The 18,131-nt window shown below is 69.7% G+C and carries 12 protein-coding genes and 1 pseudogene; 9 read left to right on the top strand and 4 right to left on the bottom strand.

Annotation, left to right across the window (positions count from 1 at the left end):
- Window positions 1–72: 72 nt before the first annotated feature.
- Complete coding sequence (locus ACFYMM_RS39715) at window positions 73–543, top strand: transposase (protein ID WP_388396476.1); 471 nt, start codon at window positions 73–75, stop codon at window positions 541–543.
- Window positions 544–748: 205 nt separating this feature from the next.
- Here ACFYMM_RS39715 and ACFYMM_RS39720 read toward each other — a convergent pair.
- Window positions 749–1,076: pseudogene (locus ACFYMM_RS39720) on the bottom strand (transposase family protein); the annotation flags it as partial.
- Window positions 1,077–1,358: 282 nt separating this feature from the next.
- On the opposite strand from ACFYMM_RS39720, the gene ACFYMM_RS39725 reads away from it, so the two are divergent.
- Window positions 1,359–2,138 carry a hypothetical protein gene (locus ACFYMM_RS39725; RefSeq protein ID WP_388396478.1) on the top strand — a complete coding sequence of 260 codons (780 nt, stop codon included), beginning with the start codon at window positions 1,359–1,361 and terminating at the stop codon, window positions 2,136–2,138.
- 189 nt (window positions 2,139–2,327) lie between these two features.
- On the opposite strand, the gene ACFYMM_RS39730 is transcribed toward ACFYMM_RS39725, so the two are convergent.
- The gene (locus ACFYMM_RS39730; RefSeq protein ID WP_388396481.1) at window positions 2,328–3,752 is read right to left on the bottom strand and encodes an FtsW/RodA/SpoVE family cell cycle protein; all 1,425 of its coding nucleotides are present in this window, start codon (window positions 3,750–3,752) and stop codon (window positions 2,328–2,330) included.
- Window positions 3,753–5,041: 1,289 nt separating this feature from the next.
- On the opposite strand from ACFYMM_RS39730, the gene rodA reads away from it, so the two are divergent.
- The 4 genes from rodA to mgtA all read left to right on the top strand — a co-directional run bounded on the left by rodA (window position 5,042) and on the right by mgtA (window position 10,928).
- Entirely contained in the window at window positions 5,042–6,238 is a 1,197-nt protein-coding gene (gene rodA / locus ACFYMM_RS39735; protein ID WP_388396600.1) for a rod shape-determining protein RodA, read from the top strand.
- 447 nt (window positions 6,239–6,685) lie between these two features.
- Window positions 6,686–7,786 (top strand): TerD family protein, encoded by a 1,101-nt coding sequence (locus ACFYMM_RS39740; protein WP_388396484.1) that lies wholly within the window; start codon window positions 6,686–6,688, stop codon window positions 7,784–7,786.
- 135 nt (window positions 7,787–7,921) lie between these two features.
- On the top strand, window positions 7,922–8,284 hold the full coding sequence (locus ACFYMM_RS39745; protein WP_388396485.1) for an ArsR/SmtB family transcription factor: 363 nt from the start codon (window positions 7,922–7,924) through the stop codon (window positions 8,282–8,284).
- A complete protein-coding gene (gene mgtA, locus ACFYMM_RS39750; RefSeq protein ID WP_388396487.1) occupies window positions 8,277–10,928 on the top strand; it encodes a magnesium-translocating P-type ATPase in 2,652 nt (883 codons plus the stop codon). Before ACFYMM_RS39745 ends, mgtA begins: the two co-directional genes overlap by 8 nt.
- On the opposite strand, the gene ACFYMM_RS39755 is transcribed toward mgtA, so the two are convergent.
- A complete protein-coding gene (locus ACFYMM_RS39755) occupies window positions 10,925–12,649 on the bottom strand; it encodes an LCP family protein (RefSeq protein ID WP_388396490.1) in 1,725 nt (574 codons plus the stop codon). The genes mgtA and ACFYMM_RS39755 overlap by 4 nt on opposite strands.
- A gap of 411 nt (window positions 12,650–13,060) precedes the next feature.
- Between ACFYMM_RS39755 and ACFYMM_RS39760 the strand changes: the two genes are divergently transcribed.
- From ACFYMM_RS39760 to ACFYMM_RS39770, 3 genes are all read left to right on the top strand, one after another.
- A complete protein-coding gene (locus ACFYMM_RS39760; RefSeq protein ID WP_388396492.1) occupies window positions 13,061–13,744 on the top strand; it encodes a lytic transglycosylase domain-containing protein in 684 nt (227 codons plus the stop codon).
- Between the two features lie 541 nt (window positions 13,745–14,285).
- Window positions 14,286–15,170, top strand: coding sequence for a LysR substrate-binding domain-containing protein (locus tag ACFYMM_RS39765; RefSeq protein ID WP_388396495.1), 885 nt, complete (start codon window positions 14,286–14,288; stop codon window positions 15,168–15,170).
- Between the two features lie 73 nt (window positions 15,171–15,243).
- The gene (locus ACFYMM_RS39770) at window positions 15,244–16,302 is read left to right on the top strand and encodes a tartrate dehydrogenase (RefSeq protein WP_388396498.1); all 1,059 of its coding nucleotides are present in this window, start codon (window positions 15,244–15,246) and stop codon (window positions 16,300–16,302) included.
- A gap of 113 nt (window positions 16,303–16,415) precedes the next feature.
- Here ACFYMM_RS39770 and ACFYMM_RS39775 read toward each other — a convergent pair whose 3' ends face one another.
- Window positions 16,416–18,038: a PucR family transcriptional regulator gene (locus ACFYMM_RS39775; RefSeq protein ID WP_388396500.1), complete on the bottom strand. Its 1,623-nt coding sequence runs from the start codon at window positions 18,036–18,038 to the stop codon at window positions 16,416–16,418.
- Between the last annotated feature and the right edge of the window lie 93 nt (window positions 18,039–18,131).

An 18,131-nucleotide genomic window follows, 5' to 3' on the forward strand; every position in this document is an offset into this window, starting at 1 on the left:
GGGGGGGGCGGTAGGGGCGGGTGGTTTCGCGGGGGGGCGGGGGGGTGGGGGGGGGGGTGGGGGGGGGGTTTTGTGGGGGGGGTTGGGGGGGGGCCGGGGGGGGAGGCCCGGCCCCCACTCGCGCATGCGGGTACTTCCTCGTGCGGAGTCCGCGCCCGCTCCCAGCGCCGCATCTTCATCGCGGCCCTGTCCTGCCCGAAGCACGCGAACGCTCCCGTTGATCTACCGCCCGATCGTCCATCCGCCCACAAGACAGGCGGGCGCCGCGGCTTCGCGTGGAACGACTACCGCGGCCACCGCTTACGTGCGTTCATCGACGCCCAGGACTGGATCACCATCCACTACCTGCCGCTCTACGCGCCGCGGCTCAACCCAGTCGAAGGCATCTTGTCCCTGCCACGCCGCCGCTGCCGGGCCCACACCGCCTTCGCCGAACCCGACCACCAGATGCGCACCCGTCGACAAGGGCTCCGGCAGATCCAGTACCGGCCCGCTCTCGTCGACGGATGCCGCGTCGGTACCGGACCTAGGAAGAGTTCCTAGGCTGGTCGGCCTCCGGCACGTTCCCACTGAGCCGCGTCCCGTTCCACGTATTCGATCTGGAGGCCACCTGACAGCTTGGCAGTCAGGTTCCTCCCGGTGGGAATGGCCTGCGGACCGCGCACGATCTGCGCCCCGGTCTGGTTGAGCAGCGCCCAGCATCGTCGAGGTCATCGATGATGAGCGTGGCCACTGTCGCCCGATAGGGCTCCAGTACCACGCGGCCGATTTGGTCGGAGAGGTGGTTGGAGCGACGTTGGTAGCGCTCCACGACGCCGAGAACCTGCTCGCGGAACGTCTGCCGCGGGCAGCTGAGCACCGGGCGGACAGACGTCGGACCGGCACCGACGCCACGACCCGCCGCCGTCCACCGGTACGTCCGCGACCACCCGCCCGTGGACGCCGTGCACTCGCCTCGTCGGCTGCCCGCACACCGGGCAGGGCACCAGACCGTCCCGTGTCCGCGCCGGCACCCGGATGACTTCGCATTCGTCCGTGTCCATTTCGACGATGAGGGGCAGCAGACCCGAAAGCACCACATGCGCGGGCTCGTTGACATCGCACGCACCAAACCAACGATGGGTGTCACCCTTCGTTACCACCGATTACCGGACAGAGCCGTTCGTCTGACAGACCCGACCACATCGGCGGGGCTGAGCGTCGCCCGCTCAAGCCGACGCTGAGGGCAGTCCTGACTGGTGCGTAGCTGTCGACTCCACCATCGCCCATGCCCACCGACACGCGGCCGTCCACCTCGCCACCGTCACCAGGATGTAAACCCTCTCGAAGGCGGTGTACCGCAAGGCAGGATCAGGAGCGTGATGGATTTCCTCAAAGACCACGCAACGACGTTGCTCGCTCTCTTCACTGTAGTGGTCGCCTTCGCAGGCACGTGGCTCGGTGCCAAGGTCCAAGCCAACGGGGGTGTCGCACAGGCCAGAGCCGCAAAAGAAGCGGCCGAAACGGCTGCGGCAGCAACCCTCCGAGCAGTCCGGGAGCAGGCCGACCACGCGGCGGCTGCCACCCACGCCGCTGCCCTGCACGATCAGCGAACCATCGCGATAACAAACCTGCTCCGCACCGTCAGAGAGTTCACCCGAGCTGTGCACGCGCTCTTCAGAGCGCCCGACACGGGAGCCGCCGAGAACGCTTACAGCGAGCTCATCCAGGCCCGGGGAGTCGTTGAGCTTGTCGCCCCCACCGCCCTCACTGCCGCCTGCGCCCGCGTTATTGAGACGGCCGCGAACTTCGAGCGCCTTGCTCGCAGACGAGGTGAGGCATACCGAGCCTGGAGGCAAGTGACCGGGATCCCTGGCTACCTGCCCGAGTACGAGGATTCCAGCCTGGCGGCGTCCGCCTTGCTTGCTTTCCGTGCCGCGTATGAATCCGGCGCCGACAACATGATGGATCCGCACAACGAGGCATCTGAGGCCCTCGCGCGGATCCCCGGCCTGACCCAGGAGCAGCGATCGGCTCTGCTCAACGACTGCGTGAAGCCCGAGATAGGGCCGCTGATTGACCAGTGCTGGCAGGAGCACAACGAGGCGATGACCGAGTTCATCAACCACGCGCGCACCATCCTGGGCGTCAACGACTAGCGACCTCGTGCATGGTTGGTCCCGGCACGTCGAGATTCCCGGCATCAGGATGCTCGGAGGTCGGGACGGAAGCCTTGCGTACTTCATGATCGCGTGATGTGGCGGCCCTGCCGTAGCGGCCCTCTCGGAAGGGGGCCCACGTCTAAAAGCATCAGCGGGTTCTCGTTTCCGCAGGAATGGACGGCGCGCTCACGGCCGTACGAGCTGGGTCTCGGCGGCGCTGACGTCCACGGCCGGGACGGGCGGGGGTCGGCGGGCGGTGTCGCTGACCTTGATCAGGACGGCGACCAGCAGCCAGTTGGCCACCATGGACGAGCCGCCCTGGGCGAGGAACGGCAGGGCCTTTCCGGTGAGCGGGATGAGCCCGGTGACCCCGCCCGCGACGACGAAGACCTGCAGCACGAGCGCCGCGGCGAGACCGGCGGCGAGCAGCTTGCCGAACGGGTCGGTGACGGTCAGGGCCGTGCGCAGGCCACGTGCGGCGAGCAGGGCATACAGGAGGATGACAACGGTCACGCCGGTCAGTCCCAGTTCCTCGCCGACGGTGGTGAGGATGAAGTCGCTGCGCCCGGCGAAGCCGATGAGTTCCGGGTGGCCCTGGCCGAGACCGGTGCCCAGGACGCCGCCCGAACCGAAACTGAACAGGGCCTGGGCGGCCTGGTCCGAGACAAGTCCCGGCGGGCGCTTGTCGGGCGGCAGGAAGATGTCCATGGGGTGCAGCCAGGCGACGACGCGGCCGTGGACGTGTGGTTCGAAGGAGCCGACGACAAAGGCCCCGACGGCGAACATGACGACGCCGAACGCCACCCAGCTGGTGCGCTCGGTGGCGACGTACAGCATGATCACGAACAGGCCGAAGAAGATCAGCGAGGTGCCGAGGTCCCGCTCGAAGACCAGCACGAGCAGGCTGAGGATCCACACGGCCGCGACCGGCCCCAGCTGGCGTCCCCGTGGGAGATACATCCCCATGAGACGCCGCCCGGCCAGCGCGAGGGCGTCCCTGCGCAGCGTCAGGTATCCGGCGAAGAACACCACGATGACGATCTTCACGAACTCGCCCGGCTGGAAGGACAGCGGCCCGATGAAGATCCACCGCTTGGCGCCGTAGACGTCGCCGGGATAGAAGGCCGGCGCCATCAGCAGGACCAGGCCCACGGTGATCGTGAGGTACGGATAGCGCTGGAGCCTGCGATGGTCCTTGAGCAACGCCACCGACGCCGCGAACCCCGTCACGGCAATGCCGCACCACATCAACTGCCCCGGCGCCGAGGGCGCCGAGTGGTAGTGACTCCGGTAGGCGAGGTCGAGGCGGTGGATGAGGACGAGACCGAGGCCGCTGAGCAGGGTGGCGAGCGGCAGGATCAGCGGATCGGAGTGAGGCGCGAACCGGCGTACGACGCCATGGCACACCAGGGGAAGCACGGCACCGACCGCGCACGTCGTCGCCATGCCGGCCGGGAACCTGCCAGTGACGGCGAGGGCCGTCTCGGCGTAGCCGTACAGGCAGATGACGACGGCGCCGAGGAGCAGGAGCAGCTCCAGGTTCCGGTCGCTCAGGCGTCCTGGCCGGCCCGGCCGCACTGGCAGCCTCGCCGGTCTCCGCCGACCAGTCATTCTTTCCCCTTCGATCGGGTCTGCCCGCCGGCGTCTGGGTCCCGGCGGAGACAGTTATATGGTTGCGCAACAAGGCAACTGAACTGTAGCCGAGGGCGGGTAAGAGGAGGATCGGCGTGGCGGCAGCACGCAGGCGGGGGAGCCGCAGTCGGTGGCCGGTGGTGATCGGGGTGGGCCTGATCCTCGCACTGGTGGGCTATCTGGCCGTTCGGTTCGTCCGCTCGGCGACGTCCGACGAATGCACGGCGCACGGCACGGACGGTACGACCGTCACGCTCGATCTGGACCAGGCATCCCACGCCTCGACCATCGCGGCGGTGGCCCACGCGCGAGGCCTGCCCGAGCGGGCCGTCACCATCGCCCTCGCAACCGCGCTGCAGGAGTCGAAACTGCGCAATCTCGCGAACGGGGACCGAGATTCCCTGGGCCTGTTCCAGCAACGCCCGTCCCAGGGCTGGGGCACTCCCGCCCAGATCCGCGACCCCGCCTACGCGTCGGGCAGGTTCTTCGACGCGCTGGCCAAGGTACCGGACTACGTCGACCTGCCGGTCACCGTCGCCGCGCAGGATGTCCAGCACAGTGGCTACCCGCAGGCTTACGCGCGACACGAGACCATGGCGGCGACGCTGGCCGACGTGCTGACGGGACGGGACGGGCCCGCGCTGAGCTGCACGGTGAGCGGGGTGGGCAAGGGCGATGCGAATGCCGTCCGAGCCGACGGGGGGAGGGGTGGCGACGACATCCGGGCGGACCGGGGCAGTGGTGCGGCGGGTGTCGTGCGCGAGGGTGGCCACGACGTCGGTGGTGTCGCTGCGGCGGTCCGGCGGGAGTTCGGCAAAGTGCCGGCCGCCGTCCCCGCGACCGGTGACAGCGTCGGCTATCCGGTCTCCGAGACGGCTACGGGCTGGTCCCTCGCTCTTTGGCTGGTCTGTCATGCCGGCACGCTGCACGCCACCTCGGTCACGTTCGACAACCGTACGTGGAGCAGTGGGGCATCGGACCGCGGCTGGACGCACGTCCCGCCCACGTCGGCGGAGTCCTCGGCGGTGACCGTCAGGGTGGGCCAGGCCCGCGGAGCCCGAGCCCCATTCTTGCCGGGCGAATCCCCCGGTGGCCGCACGGGCCACGCCGCGAGCGGGCGGAACCGCAACAGCTGCGCGCAGTTCACGCGGCGCCCTTCGCGTTTTTGTTGCTCTATTGCGCAACAATGCATCTATGATCGTCGACAGCGAGCCGACCGTACGACCCGCAGGCGAACGCGTTGGCGCGGGAAGCCGGAGGACGCTCCCATGACCGGTGCCAACAGCTTCACCGTCTCGGGTTACGGTCCCGAGCGCCCGATCCGGACGCGGCTCCTCGCGCGCGACTCCGTGATCCGTCGGCTCGACTGGCCGATACTGCTCGCGGCCCTTGCCCTGTCGTTCATCGGCTCACTCCTGGTGTACTCCGCAACCCGCAACCGCACCACGATCAACCAGGGCGACCCGTACTTCTTCCTCGTCCGGCATCTGATGAACCTCGGCATCGGGTTCGTCCTGATGACCGGCACGATCTGGCTGGGACACCGCTCCCTGCGTCATGCGGTGCCGATTCTCTACGGCCTTTCAGTCTTGGGGGTGCTGCTGGTCCTCACCCCGCTCGGCGCCACTATCAACGGCAACCGCAACTGGATCGTCCTGGGCGGCGGGTTCTCGCTGCAGCCCTCGGAGTTCGTGAAGGTCACCATCATCCTGGGCATGGCGCTGGTCCTGGCGGCTCAAGTCGACGCGAGTGACAAGAAGTACCCGGACAGCCGCACCGTGCTCCAGGCCCTCGGGCTGGCAGCCGTGCCGATGATGGTCGTCATGCTGATGCCTGACCTCGGCTCGACGATGGTCATGACGGTCACCGTCCTGGGGGTACTGCTCGCTTCCGGCGCCTCCAACCGATGGATCTTCGGCCTGCTCGGCGCCGGTGTCCTCGGTGCCGTCACCGTGTGGCAGTTGCATCTTCTCGACCAGTACCAGATCAACCGCTTCGCTGCCTTCGCCGACCCGAGTCTGGACCCGTCCGGAGTCGGCTACAACACCAACCAGGCCCGCATCGCCATCGGATCCGGCGGTCTGACGGGCGAAGGCCTGTTTCACGGCGCGCAGACAACCGGTCAGTTCGTCCCGGAGCAGCAGACCGACTTCGTATTCACGGTCGCCGGGGAGGAACTGGGCTTCCTGGGCGGGATGCTGATCATCGCCCTGATGGGCGTGATCCTGTGGCGCGCCTGCCGTATCGCCCGCGAGACAACCGAGCTGTACGGCACGGTCATCGCCGCCGGCGTGGTGGCCTGGTTCTCCTTCCAGTCCTTCGAAAACATCGGCATGTCCCTCGGCATCATGCCGGTGGCGGGCATCCCGCTGCCTTTCGTCTCTTACGGCGGTTCGTCGATGTTCGCGGTCTGGGCCGCGGTCGGTCTGCTGCAGTCCGTCCGAGTGCAGCAAACGAGGCCGTGACACCGCAGATACACCCGCCGGCGGCCGCGCAGCCGTTGATGGGCCGCCGCCGGGTGGGGAGTGCTACGGAAAGCTCGCGTGCCGCGCGGTCATTCCTGAGTGGGCTCGGCCATCTGCGCTGCGCGGTGCTCGGCGGCGGCGAGGGCGCGGTCGACGGCGGCGGCGCGCTGGGCCGAACGATCCCGTGATGCCGATCAGGGTGGTGCCGATCGGACCGCCCGGGGTCGCGGCCGGGCGGCAGGGTCTTCGCGATGCCTCCGGTGAACAGGCCGAGGACGAACGAGCCGACGATGCCCACGGCGTTGTCCCCCAGCCGGTCGGCACCGGCGAAGACGCCAGGCGCAGACGCCGTTCATTGCTTGATTGCGCAAGACGGGAACTGGGAGGGGTTAGGCTCACGTTGATCGCGATGAAGACGGGAAGCGAAAGCAGCTACGGAGGACGTCGATGGGTGTGTCCCTGACCAAGGGCGGCAATGTGTCGCTGAGCAAGCAGGCCCCCGGTCTGACTGCCGTCACGGTCGGGCTGGGCTGGCAGGCGAACACCGGGTACGAACTGGACGCCAGCGCGCTGCTCTGTGACCAGTCCGGCAAGGTGCTGTCCGACGAGCACTTCGTCTTCTTCAACAACCTCACCAGTCCCGACGGCTCGGTCCGCCACTCCGGCGGCGGTCGCCCGGTCGGCGAGGACGACCAGCAGATCCAGGTCGAACTCGCCCGGGTGCCGTCCGGCGTCGAGAAGATCGTCTTCCTGGTGTCGCTCTACGAGGCCGGGAGCCGGGGCCAGAGTTTCGGGCAGGTGCACCGGGCCCACATCCGGGTCCTCGACCAGGACAGTGGCACCGAACTGGCCCGGTACAACCTGGCGTCCGGCGGCCTGTCGCACGAGACGGCCTTGGTCTTCGGCGAGCTGTACCGGCACGGCGCGGAGTGGAAGTTCCGCGCGGTCGGCCAGGGCTACGCCTCCGGGCTGGCCGGCATCGCCACGGACTACGGCGTGGACGTGCTTCGGGAACGGACCCCGAGCCCGGCTCCTGCCACCTCTCCGCAGGCGAGCACGGGCAGTGGCACCTACGTGTCGCCCACCCCTGCTCCGCCGGCACCGACGTTCGTCTCCTCGCCACCCGCCCAGACGTTCGCCACATCACCGCAATCCACAGGGGGTTCCTCCATGACCTGTTTCTTCGACCCCAACCACGGCCCCGGCATGACCACCGTGACCTGGTCTCCGCAGTGGGGTGTCCCGCGGCTCGTGCAGGCGTGCGGCGGCTGCGCCCAGCGCGTGCAGACCACGCCGCCGCCGTTCTACACCCCGCCCCAGCAGGGCTATCCGCAGCCCGCTCCCCAGGGTTACCCCCAGCAGGGGTACGGACAGCCGTATCCGGACCATTACGACCACCATGACCAGCAGCAGGGCGGCGGTCGGCGCTTCGGTGCGGGTGCTCTCATCGGTGCCGGTGCGGCGGGCCTTGTCGGCGGTGCCCTGCTGAACGAGGCGTTCGACGACGACGAGCCGGACGTCGTCGTCAACAACTACTACGAGGACTGACCCGACGAGCCGTGTGAGCCCGGCCGGCAGCTGTCCGGCCGGGCGTCTTGATCACGGAGCCGCCTGGACCCGACGCCTACACTGTGTGGGCGCATGTACGTCGGCTGTGAAGTGAGGGCGGGAGGGGACGGGACTGTGACGGACAACGTCGGGGGCTTCGAGGACCCGTCGGCCGATGTGCTGGCCGCTGCTGCCGGTGCCTTCGGGCTCCTCGCCTCGTCCGTCAGACTCCACCTGATGTGGGCGCTGTCGCAGGGGGAGAGCGACGTCACGCACCTCGCCGACCGGGTGGGCGGCGCGCTGCCCGCGGTGAGCCAGCACCTGGCCAAACTGAAGCTCGCCGGGCTGGTGCGCTCTCGCCGTGAAGGCAGGCGGCAGGTCTATTACATCGACGACCCGGACGTCGTGACGCTCGTGCGAGTGATGATCGGGCAGCTGACGGCACGTTCCCACCAGGCTGCCGCGCCGGTACGAGTCCTGCACGGGACCAGTGGCTGAGACCACCGCGGCCCCGGAACCGGACGCAGACCCGCCCGCTCCGGTGGCCGTACCGGCGGTTGGGGCAGAATCCGGAGTTCTTGGGGCGCCGAGCCGGGGATCCTTCGCGCCGACGCTGCTGGAGGTGCTGCGCCGACTGGACAGCGGTCCGCGCGGACTGACGGAGGCTGAGGCCGAGGCCCGCCTGGCCCGCTTCGGCGGGAACACCGTTCCGGCTCGCGACGCGGCGTCCTGGCCCCGACTGTTCGTCCGCAGCATGCGCGATCCCTTCACCGCGGTCCTGCTCTGCCTCGGGCTTGTCTCGGCGGCCGTCTTCGCCTGGGGCACCGCCTCGGTGATCCTCTCCCTCGTCGTGGTGAGCTGCGTGCTGCGCGCGACCGGCGAGCACCGGGCTGACCGGTCCACGGCCGCACTGCGCCAGCTGGTCGCCACAACGGTCACCGTGTCGCGGCGCGCCGACGAGGACGCGGTACCCGCCGCTCGTGAGATTCCCGTGGACGACCTCGTCGTCGGCGACGTGATCCGCCTCGGGCCAGGTGACCTCGTACCGGCGGACGTACGCCTGCTGCGCGCGAGCGGACTGACCGTGCACCAGTCGGCGCTGACGGGAGAGTCGGCCCCCGTCCCGAAGCACACCAACGACACGCCTCCCAATACCGGGAGCGGACTGTTCGATCAGCCGCAGTGGTGTTTCCAGGGCAGCAGCATCGCCTCCGGCAGTGCCACGGCGATCGTCACCGAGACCGGTGCGCGGACTCGGTTCGCCACCGCGCACGGCCGTACGGCAGGCCGACCGGATCCGAGCGCCTTCGACCGTTCCGTCCACGGCGTCTCCTGGATCCTGATCCGCTTCATGCTGCTGACGCCGCCGCTCGTGCTGATGGCCAACGCGGCGCTGCGCGGACGCGGCCTGGAGACACTGCCGTTCGCGGTGGCGGTGACAGTAGGGCTGACCCCGGAGATGCTGCCGGTCCTGGTCACCACCTCGCTTGCTCGGGGGGCCTCGATGCTGGCCCGCACCCACGGAGTGATCGTCAGGCGGCTCCCCGCTCTGTACGACATCGGCGCCGCTGATGTGCTGTGCCTGGACAAGACCGGCACGCTCACCCAGGACCAGCCCGTCGTCGACCGCAGCCTCGGCCCGGACGGCCGGGACGGCCCCGACGTCCTGCGCTGGGCCGCCGTCAACGCCTGGTGGACCCTGCAACTCGCCGACCTGCCCGAGCCCGACGCCCTGGACGAGGCGATCCTGGATGCGGTCGACGAGGACGACCTCCTCGCGTACGACGGCATCGCCGCCGTCCCGTTCGACCCGTCCCGCCGCCTCGCCACCGCAGTCGTCCGTACGCCCGGCCGCCTCGGTATGCACACCTTGGTCGTCAAGGGAGACACCGAAGCCGTCCTGGACCGCTGCGTCCTCTCGGACGAGGAACACGCGCGCCTGCGCGACCTCGCCGCCCGACAGGCCGAGGACGGACTGCGCGTCATGGCCGTCGCCACGGCCGACCGCCCGGCACGCACCCGCGACTACACACAGGCCGACGAACGCGGCCTGACCTTCCGCGGCCTGATCACCCTGCGGGACGCCCTCGCGCCCACCGCCGCCGAGGCGCTGGAGGTTCTCACCGGGCAGGGAGTCGTCGTCAAGGTCCTCACCGGCGACCACCCCGGCACGGCCGCCCGGGCCTGCCGTGACCTGGGCATCCGGGTCCCGGAGGATGCTGTCCTGACCGCAGACGCCATCGACGTCCTTACGGACGACGAACTGTCCGACGTGACTCGCCGTACGACCGTCTTCGCCCGCTGCACCCCCGACCACAAGGCCCGGATCACCCAGGCACTGCGCGGCGCTGGGCACACGGTCGGCTTCCTCGGCGACGGGGTCAACGACCTGCCCGCCCTGCACGCCGCCGATGTCGGCATCACTCCGCAGGGCGCCGCCGACGTGGCCCGGGAAGGTGCGGACGTGGTGCTCGCCGAGAAGGACCTCACCGCCATCGCACATGCCATCGACGTGGGCCGGCACGCGGGCGGCAACATCGCCACCTACCTGCGCATCACGCTGTCCTCCAACCTCGGCAACGTGATCGCGATGCTCTCCGCGGGCCTGCTGCTGCCCTTCCTGCCGATGCTCCCCGCCCAGGTCCTCACCCAGAACCTCTGCTTCGACGCAGCCCAGCTCACCTTGGCCCACGACAGCCCGCACCCGTCGGTACTGCGCCGGCCGACCGTGCTGCGCCCCCGCGACCTCCTGCGCTTCATCACAGGGTTCGGGCTGCTCAACGCCGTGGCTGACATCGCCACCTTCGCCGTGCTCGCCTTCACCCTGCACGGGCTCGGCAGGGGTGACGACGAGGCGGTGTTCCACTCGGGCTGGTTCACCGAGAACCTGATCACCCAGGCCCTGGTGATGGTGCTGCTTCGAGCAGGCCGCTTGGGAGCGCAGAGCCGCAGGCCAGGCGCGGTCGGCTGGGCCGCGATCGCGCTGTCCGTGATCGGCCTGGCGCTGCCGCCCTCACCGCTCGGCCCACCGCTCGGCCTCGCCGCACTGCCGACCGGCTACTACCTGCTGCTCAGCGTGGTCCTGGCCCTCTACACCGCCGCCCTCCTGATGGCCAGGACACGCCACGAGCGAACCTACTAGGGCGCTGAGTCCTTCACGTTGGGGCTGCGCGTGTACGCCGTGGTGGGGGTGACACCCCACCTGGTCACGGCCGTGGTCGGTGTGCCGTCGGCGGTCACGCTTATGGTGCGGTCGGTGCTCACATGGACGCACGCCGAGTCGCCGCCGTTTCGCGCCAGGGCACCGGACAGCGCCTTGTGGGTGTCGGCCGGAGCCGCGGAGGGGTGGCTGCCCGGGTAGGTCGTGCCGGTCGTCCAGTCACTGCCGATCAGGAGGACGATCTGAGTGCCGCTGCCCTGCTTCACGTGGGAGGCAGGAAGGCCCAGCGCGGAGGCTACGGCCTTGGCCTGAGCGGACGCGCCTTGCGGATAGGTCAGCGTGGTCGTCGTGGCCTGAGCGCTCGCGTTGCCGGCGGTGGAGGCGGAGCTGAATCCGGCGCCGGTCAGTTCCTGGAGGATCGCGCTTGCCCGGCTGGCGGTGCTCGTGCCGTTCTCGACGTGGACGGTGACGGAGCTTTTGTCGACCGGCTGCGTCGTGGAGGTCGCCGAAGAGCCGGCGGACTTCTTGCCGGTGGCAGTGGTCAGCGACTGGTCGTTGGCGATGGTCTGGAACAGGGCTGCCGCGCCCGGGCCTTGGACCACACGACCCCGGTTCGTCGGGTCGGGGACGTTCTGCATGGTGACGAAGGTGATCTGTTTGCTCGGCACCTTGTTCAGGTCCGACGCGAGCGAGATCAGCTTCTTCACGCTGCCCAAGCCGTCGTCCACGGTCAGCGCCTTGGTGGCCGCGTCCGCCAGGCCGTAGACCGCGGCGGGATCGGTGAGTGTGCCCGCACTCTTCAGCTTCGCTATCGCCGCGCCGAGGAAGGCATGCTGGCCGCTGGTGCGGCCGACGTTGTCACTGCCACCGGTGAAGCCGTGCCGGGTACGGAGGAATTCGAGGGCGGCGACGCCCTTGAGGGTGTGCTGGCCCGCCGACAGCTTCAGGTGGGATGACGGGTCGTAGACGTTCTTGTCCACGCAGATGCCCACGCCGCCCACAGCGTCCGATATCGAGACGACGCCGGCGAAGTCCACCTTCATGAAGTGGTCGATCGGTATGTTGGTGAGGTGGTGCACCGCGGCCACCTGACAAGCCGGACCGTAGGACAGAGCGCTGTTGATCATGTCAGTGCGGGCGCCGACGCTCTGGCCGGTCTCCTTGTCGGTGCAGGGCGGCAGGCTGGTGACCAGGTCGCGCGGAACGCTCATCACCGTGGCATTGGAGCGGTCGGCGGATATGTGCACCACCATCTCCACGTCGGCCCGCTCCCCGCCGCCCGACTGGCAGGCGCCTCCCAGCTTGCAGTCCGCCGCGCTGTTACGGCTGTCCGAACCCATCAGCAAGACGTTGATCGGGGTACGGCCGAAGGCGTCGGCCTTCTCGGTGCCGCCCTTGCCGTCGAGCGAGACGCTGTGGATGTTGCCGTTCAGGTGTTCGTAGAACCACCAGCCCGCGCCCGCGGTGACCAGGACGAGGCCGGACAGGGTGATCGCGACCATCTTCAGCGCTCGCCTGCCGCGTCCCGTCTGCTGCGCCCGCCGCCGCGACCGGGTACTGCCCCGGGACCGGGAGGTCGCCCGGGCTGCGGCACGCCCGCCCGGCGGACGCACGCCCTCCGCCTCGGCCGCACGCTGCCCCGGCACACGGGCGCCACCGCCACGCGTGGCCTGACCGCCCCGGCCCTCCCAGCGCTCGCTCATCTCCCACTCCCATGAACGGTCGGGCCCGTCAGGCCGGGCCGTCGGGATACGGCCGGCCATACGCGGCGATGTGAACAGGCGGAGTCGGGCTCCGCCTCAGTTGCGTGATTGCGCAATCTAACAAAGCCGTGGCCCGACTAGCGCAGCCGCTGGCACATTTCACAGGTGAGGGATCTCATGGGAAGGCAGGTGAACACCCCCCTGCAGCCGGGCAGTTCCGGCCCGACCTGAGTGATCCTTCCTTCCGTACCTCTCCATGATCCACGCGACGCCACGTTCCGTCAAAGCCCGTCGCCGTCCTCGGCGTGAGCGTTGCGCTGCAAGGAGTGAGGGCGGAGTCTCGGCTCACGTCGGGCTTAGATCTCCTGCTGTACAAAGGCGCTGGCCGACGAAGCGGGCAGGAGGGCGGACATGTCCGAATCGAGGGCGCCGAGGCGGATGAGGTGGCTGCCTTTGGCGGTCTTCGCCTTGGTGCTGTACGTCGTCATCCGCGCCGCCGGCTCCCCGCAAGGCGACGCCACCAGTCCTCCGGTCAAGGCGTCGTCTTCCCGACCGACCCCGTCGGCCGGCTCGTCCGCCCCCTCCCCGGCGGCGACGGCCGTCTCTTCGTACGACCCCGCCGACTATGCCTCGCAGGTTCGCGCGCGAGCCCACCAGGCGGGCGTCAGCGCACAGTTGGTGATGACGATCCTCTACAACGAGTCCTACAAACCGCACGACGCGTCCTTCGAGCGGGCCTGGCAGAGGTACAAGCCCGACGCGGCCTTCGGTATCGCCAACATGCACCATGCCGCCTTCGACGAGGTCAAGAAAGGCCGGGATTTCGCAGGCCGCCGCTGGGAGGACCTGCCCGACGATCGCGACCTCGCGATCGAGGCCGAAGCCTGGTACCTGCACGATCTGGCTGCCCGACTTCCCGCGCGCTGGCCTGCTTCCTACACGAAGAACGAACTCCTGGCGCTCGGGTACAACGCGGGTTCGGGCAACATGCTCGCCTTCGCCCGTGGCGCCGCCCTGGGCAGTCAGGCGCGGTCCTACCTGGACCGGCTGCACGAGAACTGGGCGAAGGCAGGAAGGGCCGTCAACGCAGGCTGATTTGCAGAGTTGCGCAATAATGACATCCGGCGGGGGTGAGGCCCCGTGATCGGGGGAGGAAGGGTGTCCATGCCGCGCGGTGACATTCGGCGAGTACGTGATGCGAATCTGCGGCTGGGTGCTGCCCTGGCCGAGGTCGAAGGGCTGTATGCGGCGTTACTGAGAGCCGGTACCTCCGAACGGCGTCAGGGGCTGCAGGCAGAGCTGGCGCGCGCCGCCCGCCGTCTCGCGGCCGTGGCGGCCGTGCCGACGAAGACTCGGACCCTTGACGTACAGCGCTCGCGCCGGGGGCGACGACGGGCCCTGGCCGAGCGTGGCGCCGCGTGGATCATCGCGAGGTACGGGAGGAACGATCGCTGAGGTCGGCCGGCCCTGACCGCGAGTAGGGGTCCACGCCCGCCGCCCGGCCACCTGTCGGCCGCGTCCAGCAGGCCGGCAACGACCCCCTCCATGACTGCCCTGGCACCTGGCAGACCACGACGGCCAATCCAGCTCAGGGATCGAGACGTCCCTTTATTTCTTCCAGGGGCAGAGGACGCGTATGGACATTCGGCAGTTGGAGTACTTCCTTGCGATTGTTGACCGTGGTGGGTTCAACCGTGCGGCCTCGGCTCTGTATGTGTCGCAGCCGTCGCTGTCGCAGGCCGTGCGGACACTGGAGCGTGATCTGGGCTCCGAGCTGTTCCATCGCATCGGGCGCAGGGCGGTGCTGACGGAGGCCGGAAGAGCCTTGATCGAGCCTGCCCGGGAGGCCGTGCGGAGTCTGCAGACGGCGCGGGCGAGCGTCGCGGCGGTGCACGAGCTACGTGAGGGACGCCTGGACGTGGCATCCGTGCCGTCGCAGGCGGTGGAGCCGCTGACGAGTTTGGTGAGTGCCTTCAGCCACCGGTACCCCGGCGTCTCCGTGGCCATCAAGGCGGCGTTCACCGCGCGTGATGTGATCGACATGGTGCGCACGGGCGCCGTGGAACTGGGGCTTCTGGCGTCCGCCGGGCCGTTCTCCGACAAGGAGGTCGTCTCCTATGCGCTGGAGCGGCAGCGCTTCGTGCTGATGGTGCCGGCCGACGGCCCGTTCGCTGATCGGACGGCGGTGGAGTGCCGGGAGCTTGCAGGGCAGCGGCTGATCGTCGGGCAGCCGGGTACCGGGATGCGCGCCTACGTCGACGCGCTGCGGGAGCAGGGCATCGACTTCACCATCGCGGCCGAGACGGAGCACCGGGTGTCGCTCATGCCCCTGGTACTGGCCGGCGTAGGGCTCGCGGTAGTCATGGATTCCTGGCGGGACCTCGCCCGGCGGCTGGGCGCCCGTGTCCTGGACATCGAGCCGGAGACCAGCCTGTACATCGCTCTCGTCAGCCGCCGCGGCAGCCTGTCGCCGGCAGCCGCCGCGTTCGTCACGGCCGCCACCTCGGCCGCCGGCAGCTGATAGGCACCGCTTATAAGGGATATCCGCTTTGCGTCTTGGACGCCCCACGGACCGCCTTGCTGCAATCGACGCCATGACGACAAACCACCGCATCGCCCTGATCCCCGGAGACGGCATCGGCGCCGAGGTACTGCCCCCAGCACAGCAGGTACTCGACGTTCTCGGCCGCCGCCACGGCTTCAGCCTGTCCTGCACGTCGTACGACTGGTCGTGCGAGCGGTACCTGCGGGAGGGCGCCATGATGCCCGCCGACGGGATCGACCAGCTGCGCGACAAGGACGCGATCCTGCTGGGCGCCGTGGGATACCCGGGGGTGCCCGACCACGTCTCGCTGTGGGGACTGCTGATCCCGATCCGGCGCAGCTTCCGCCAGTACGTCAACCTCCGGCCCATCCGTGTCTTCGAAGGCATCGACACCCCGGTGCGCGGTGCACGTCCGGGCGAGGTGGACATCGTCGTCGTGCGGGAGAACGCCGAGGGCGAGTACAGCGAGATCGGCGGACGGCTGAACCGGGGCACGCCCGAGGAACTGGCCGTCCAGGAATCGGTGTTCACCCGGGCCGGGGTCACCCGGATCGCCGACTACGCGTTCTCGCTCGCCGCCCGCCGCCGGGGGAGGCTCACCTCCGCCACCAAGTCCAACGGCATCATCCACACCATGCCGTTCTGGGACGAGCTGATCGCCGAGCGGGCCGCCGAGCACCCCGGCGTCACCTGGGACCAGGAGCACATCGACGCGCTGGCGGCCAAGTTCGTCCTCGACCCCGCCCGCTTCGACGTTGTCGTCGCCTCCAACCTCTTCGGCGACATCCTCAGCGACCTCGCGGCCGCGGTCGCCGGATCCATCGGTATCGCCCCGGCGGCCAACCTCAACCCCGAGCGGGACTTCCCCTCGATGTTCGAGCCGGTGCACGGCTCCGCGCCCGACATCGCGGGCCAGGGCATCGCCAACCCGCTGGGCGCGATCTGGTCCGCGGCCATGATGCTCGACCACCTCGGCCATCCCGCCGCGGCCAGGGACATCACGGACGCGATCGCGTCGGTCCTGGCCAAGAGCGATACCCGCACCCGCGACCTGGGCGGAACCGCGACCACCGCCGAGTTCACCGACAAGCTGATCGAGCTCCTCTGAGCCATCTCCCCTCGGTGGGCGGCAGGAACGCCGCCGCCCACCGCTCACCACAAGGCATCCAGCTCCGGCTTCGGCGGCCGCAAGGCCACGCGCGTGACGGCCGACGTGACCCGTCATGCGTCGGGAACGGCTGCTTCACCCGCGTCCATGACCAGCACCGCGACGTGCAGGGAGGTGCGCTGCAGACCTGATTCCAGGTCGCAGCCGAGGAGTCGTTCGATGGTGTGCAGGCGCTGGTAGTACGCCTGACGTGACATGCCGGCGTGTTTCGCCGCGACCGACACGTTCCCGGCCGCTGCCAGATAGGCGCGCAGCGCCGGGAGCAGATCGCCGCTGTTGCGGTCGTCGTGCTCGATGAGGCGGGTCAGTTGACGTTCCGCGTACCGCTGAAGACGGGTGTCCTCCCGCAGGACGCCCAGCAACTCCGGCAGCCGGACGTCGGCGGGGACGTAGAACCACCGCTCCGGGGAGGCCGGTGTGATGGCCTCGGCCGTCTGCTCCGCCTCCTGCCACGACCGGGCGATCCCGCCGAGGTCGGTCATCCCGGGGCCGACGGCGACGACGGCCCGCGGTCCGAGCTCCTCCCGGGTCAGACGGCCTATCCGCTCGGCGACCGGCTGCCAGGCGCTCGCCTGTGCCAGTGCCATGAGTACGCCGATGCGGCCAGGGGCCGTCTCGCCGACCAGGGCGCGCACGCCCGTGTGCGTCAGCGCCTTCGCGATCCGTTCGTCGAGGTGCTCATCCGCGGTGCCGGCGCACGGGTGGCGGATGACCACGGCGAAGAGTCGGTGTCCGAGGGTGGGCAGTCCTAGTGCCTCGGCGCGGGCGCGCGCGTCGGCGGGGGAGCGGAAGCGCCGTTGGTACAGGTCCCGCAGTACCGAGCGGTGGGCCCGGCGCTCCCACCGGGCCTGCCCGGCCAGGCGTGCCATGGTCAGCGCGACCGCCGCTCGCTCCAGGACGAGGGCGTGTTCCGGGTCGGGTTCGGCGTTCAGCCGGTCCTCCAGCAGGACCAGCCGCCCCCACGGGCCGTGCTGGTCCTGCACCGGCGCGATCAGCCACCCCTCCGGGCCGCTCGGTGTGATCCCGTCCGGCGTCGGGGTCGCCCGGGAACGCCGAGACCAGGCCGACACCACCGGCTCGTACGGTCGGCCGAGCAGCTCGCACATCAGGACCCGGTGAGTGAGATCCTCCAGCACCACGGGGGCTCCGGTGAGCTCCGCGGTGGTGTGCACCAGCTCCTCGGGCTCCGCGCCCCGCAGCGTCAGGGCGGTGAAGATGTCCTGGATGTCCCGTCCGCGGCGCAGCAGGGCACCCTGGGCGTCGAGGATGAGCGCGTGCACCGTCTGCGTGACGTCGATGAACCGGACGCCACGGGCCAGCTCGACCAGTGGCACGTCACGGGCGCGGCACGCCGCCACCAGCTCGTGGGGCACCTTCTGATACCGGTAACCGAGCTCCACGACGAGGCCGGCCGCGCCGACGTCGGCGAGCTGGTCGACGTAGCCGGACAGCTGGGAGGCGTCCTCGGGATGCGGCATGCCGGTCGTCAGCACCAGCTCGCCGCCCTCCAGGAAATCGGCGGGGTTGAGCAGCTCGGTGACATGCACCCAGCGCACCGGGCTGTCCAGCTGTGACTCGCCGGCCAGCACACGCGGCATCCCTTCGGCGAGCACGGGCAGGCGCAGTACCTCCCTGACCGTGGGGAAGTGCCCGGTTGCGGGAGGTCTGGGCGGCATAGGGGGTGCTTTCATCCGAGGGAACCGGGCTCACCTTCGCACCGGCCACTCATCGTGACAAGAGGCGGGCCGGCATTGGTGCAGTGCGGCCGT

Source organism: Streptomyces sp. NPDC006739 (genome assembly GCF_042869815.1).
In the GTDB taxonomy this organism is placed as follows: Bacteria; Actinomycetota; Actinomycetes; order Streptomycetales; family Streptomycetaceae; genus Streptomyces.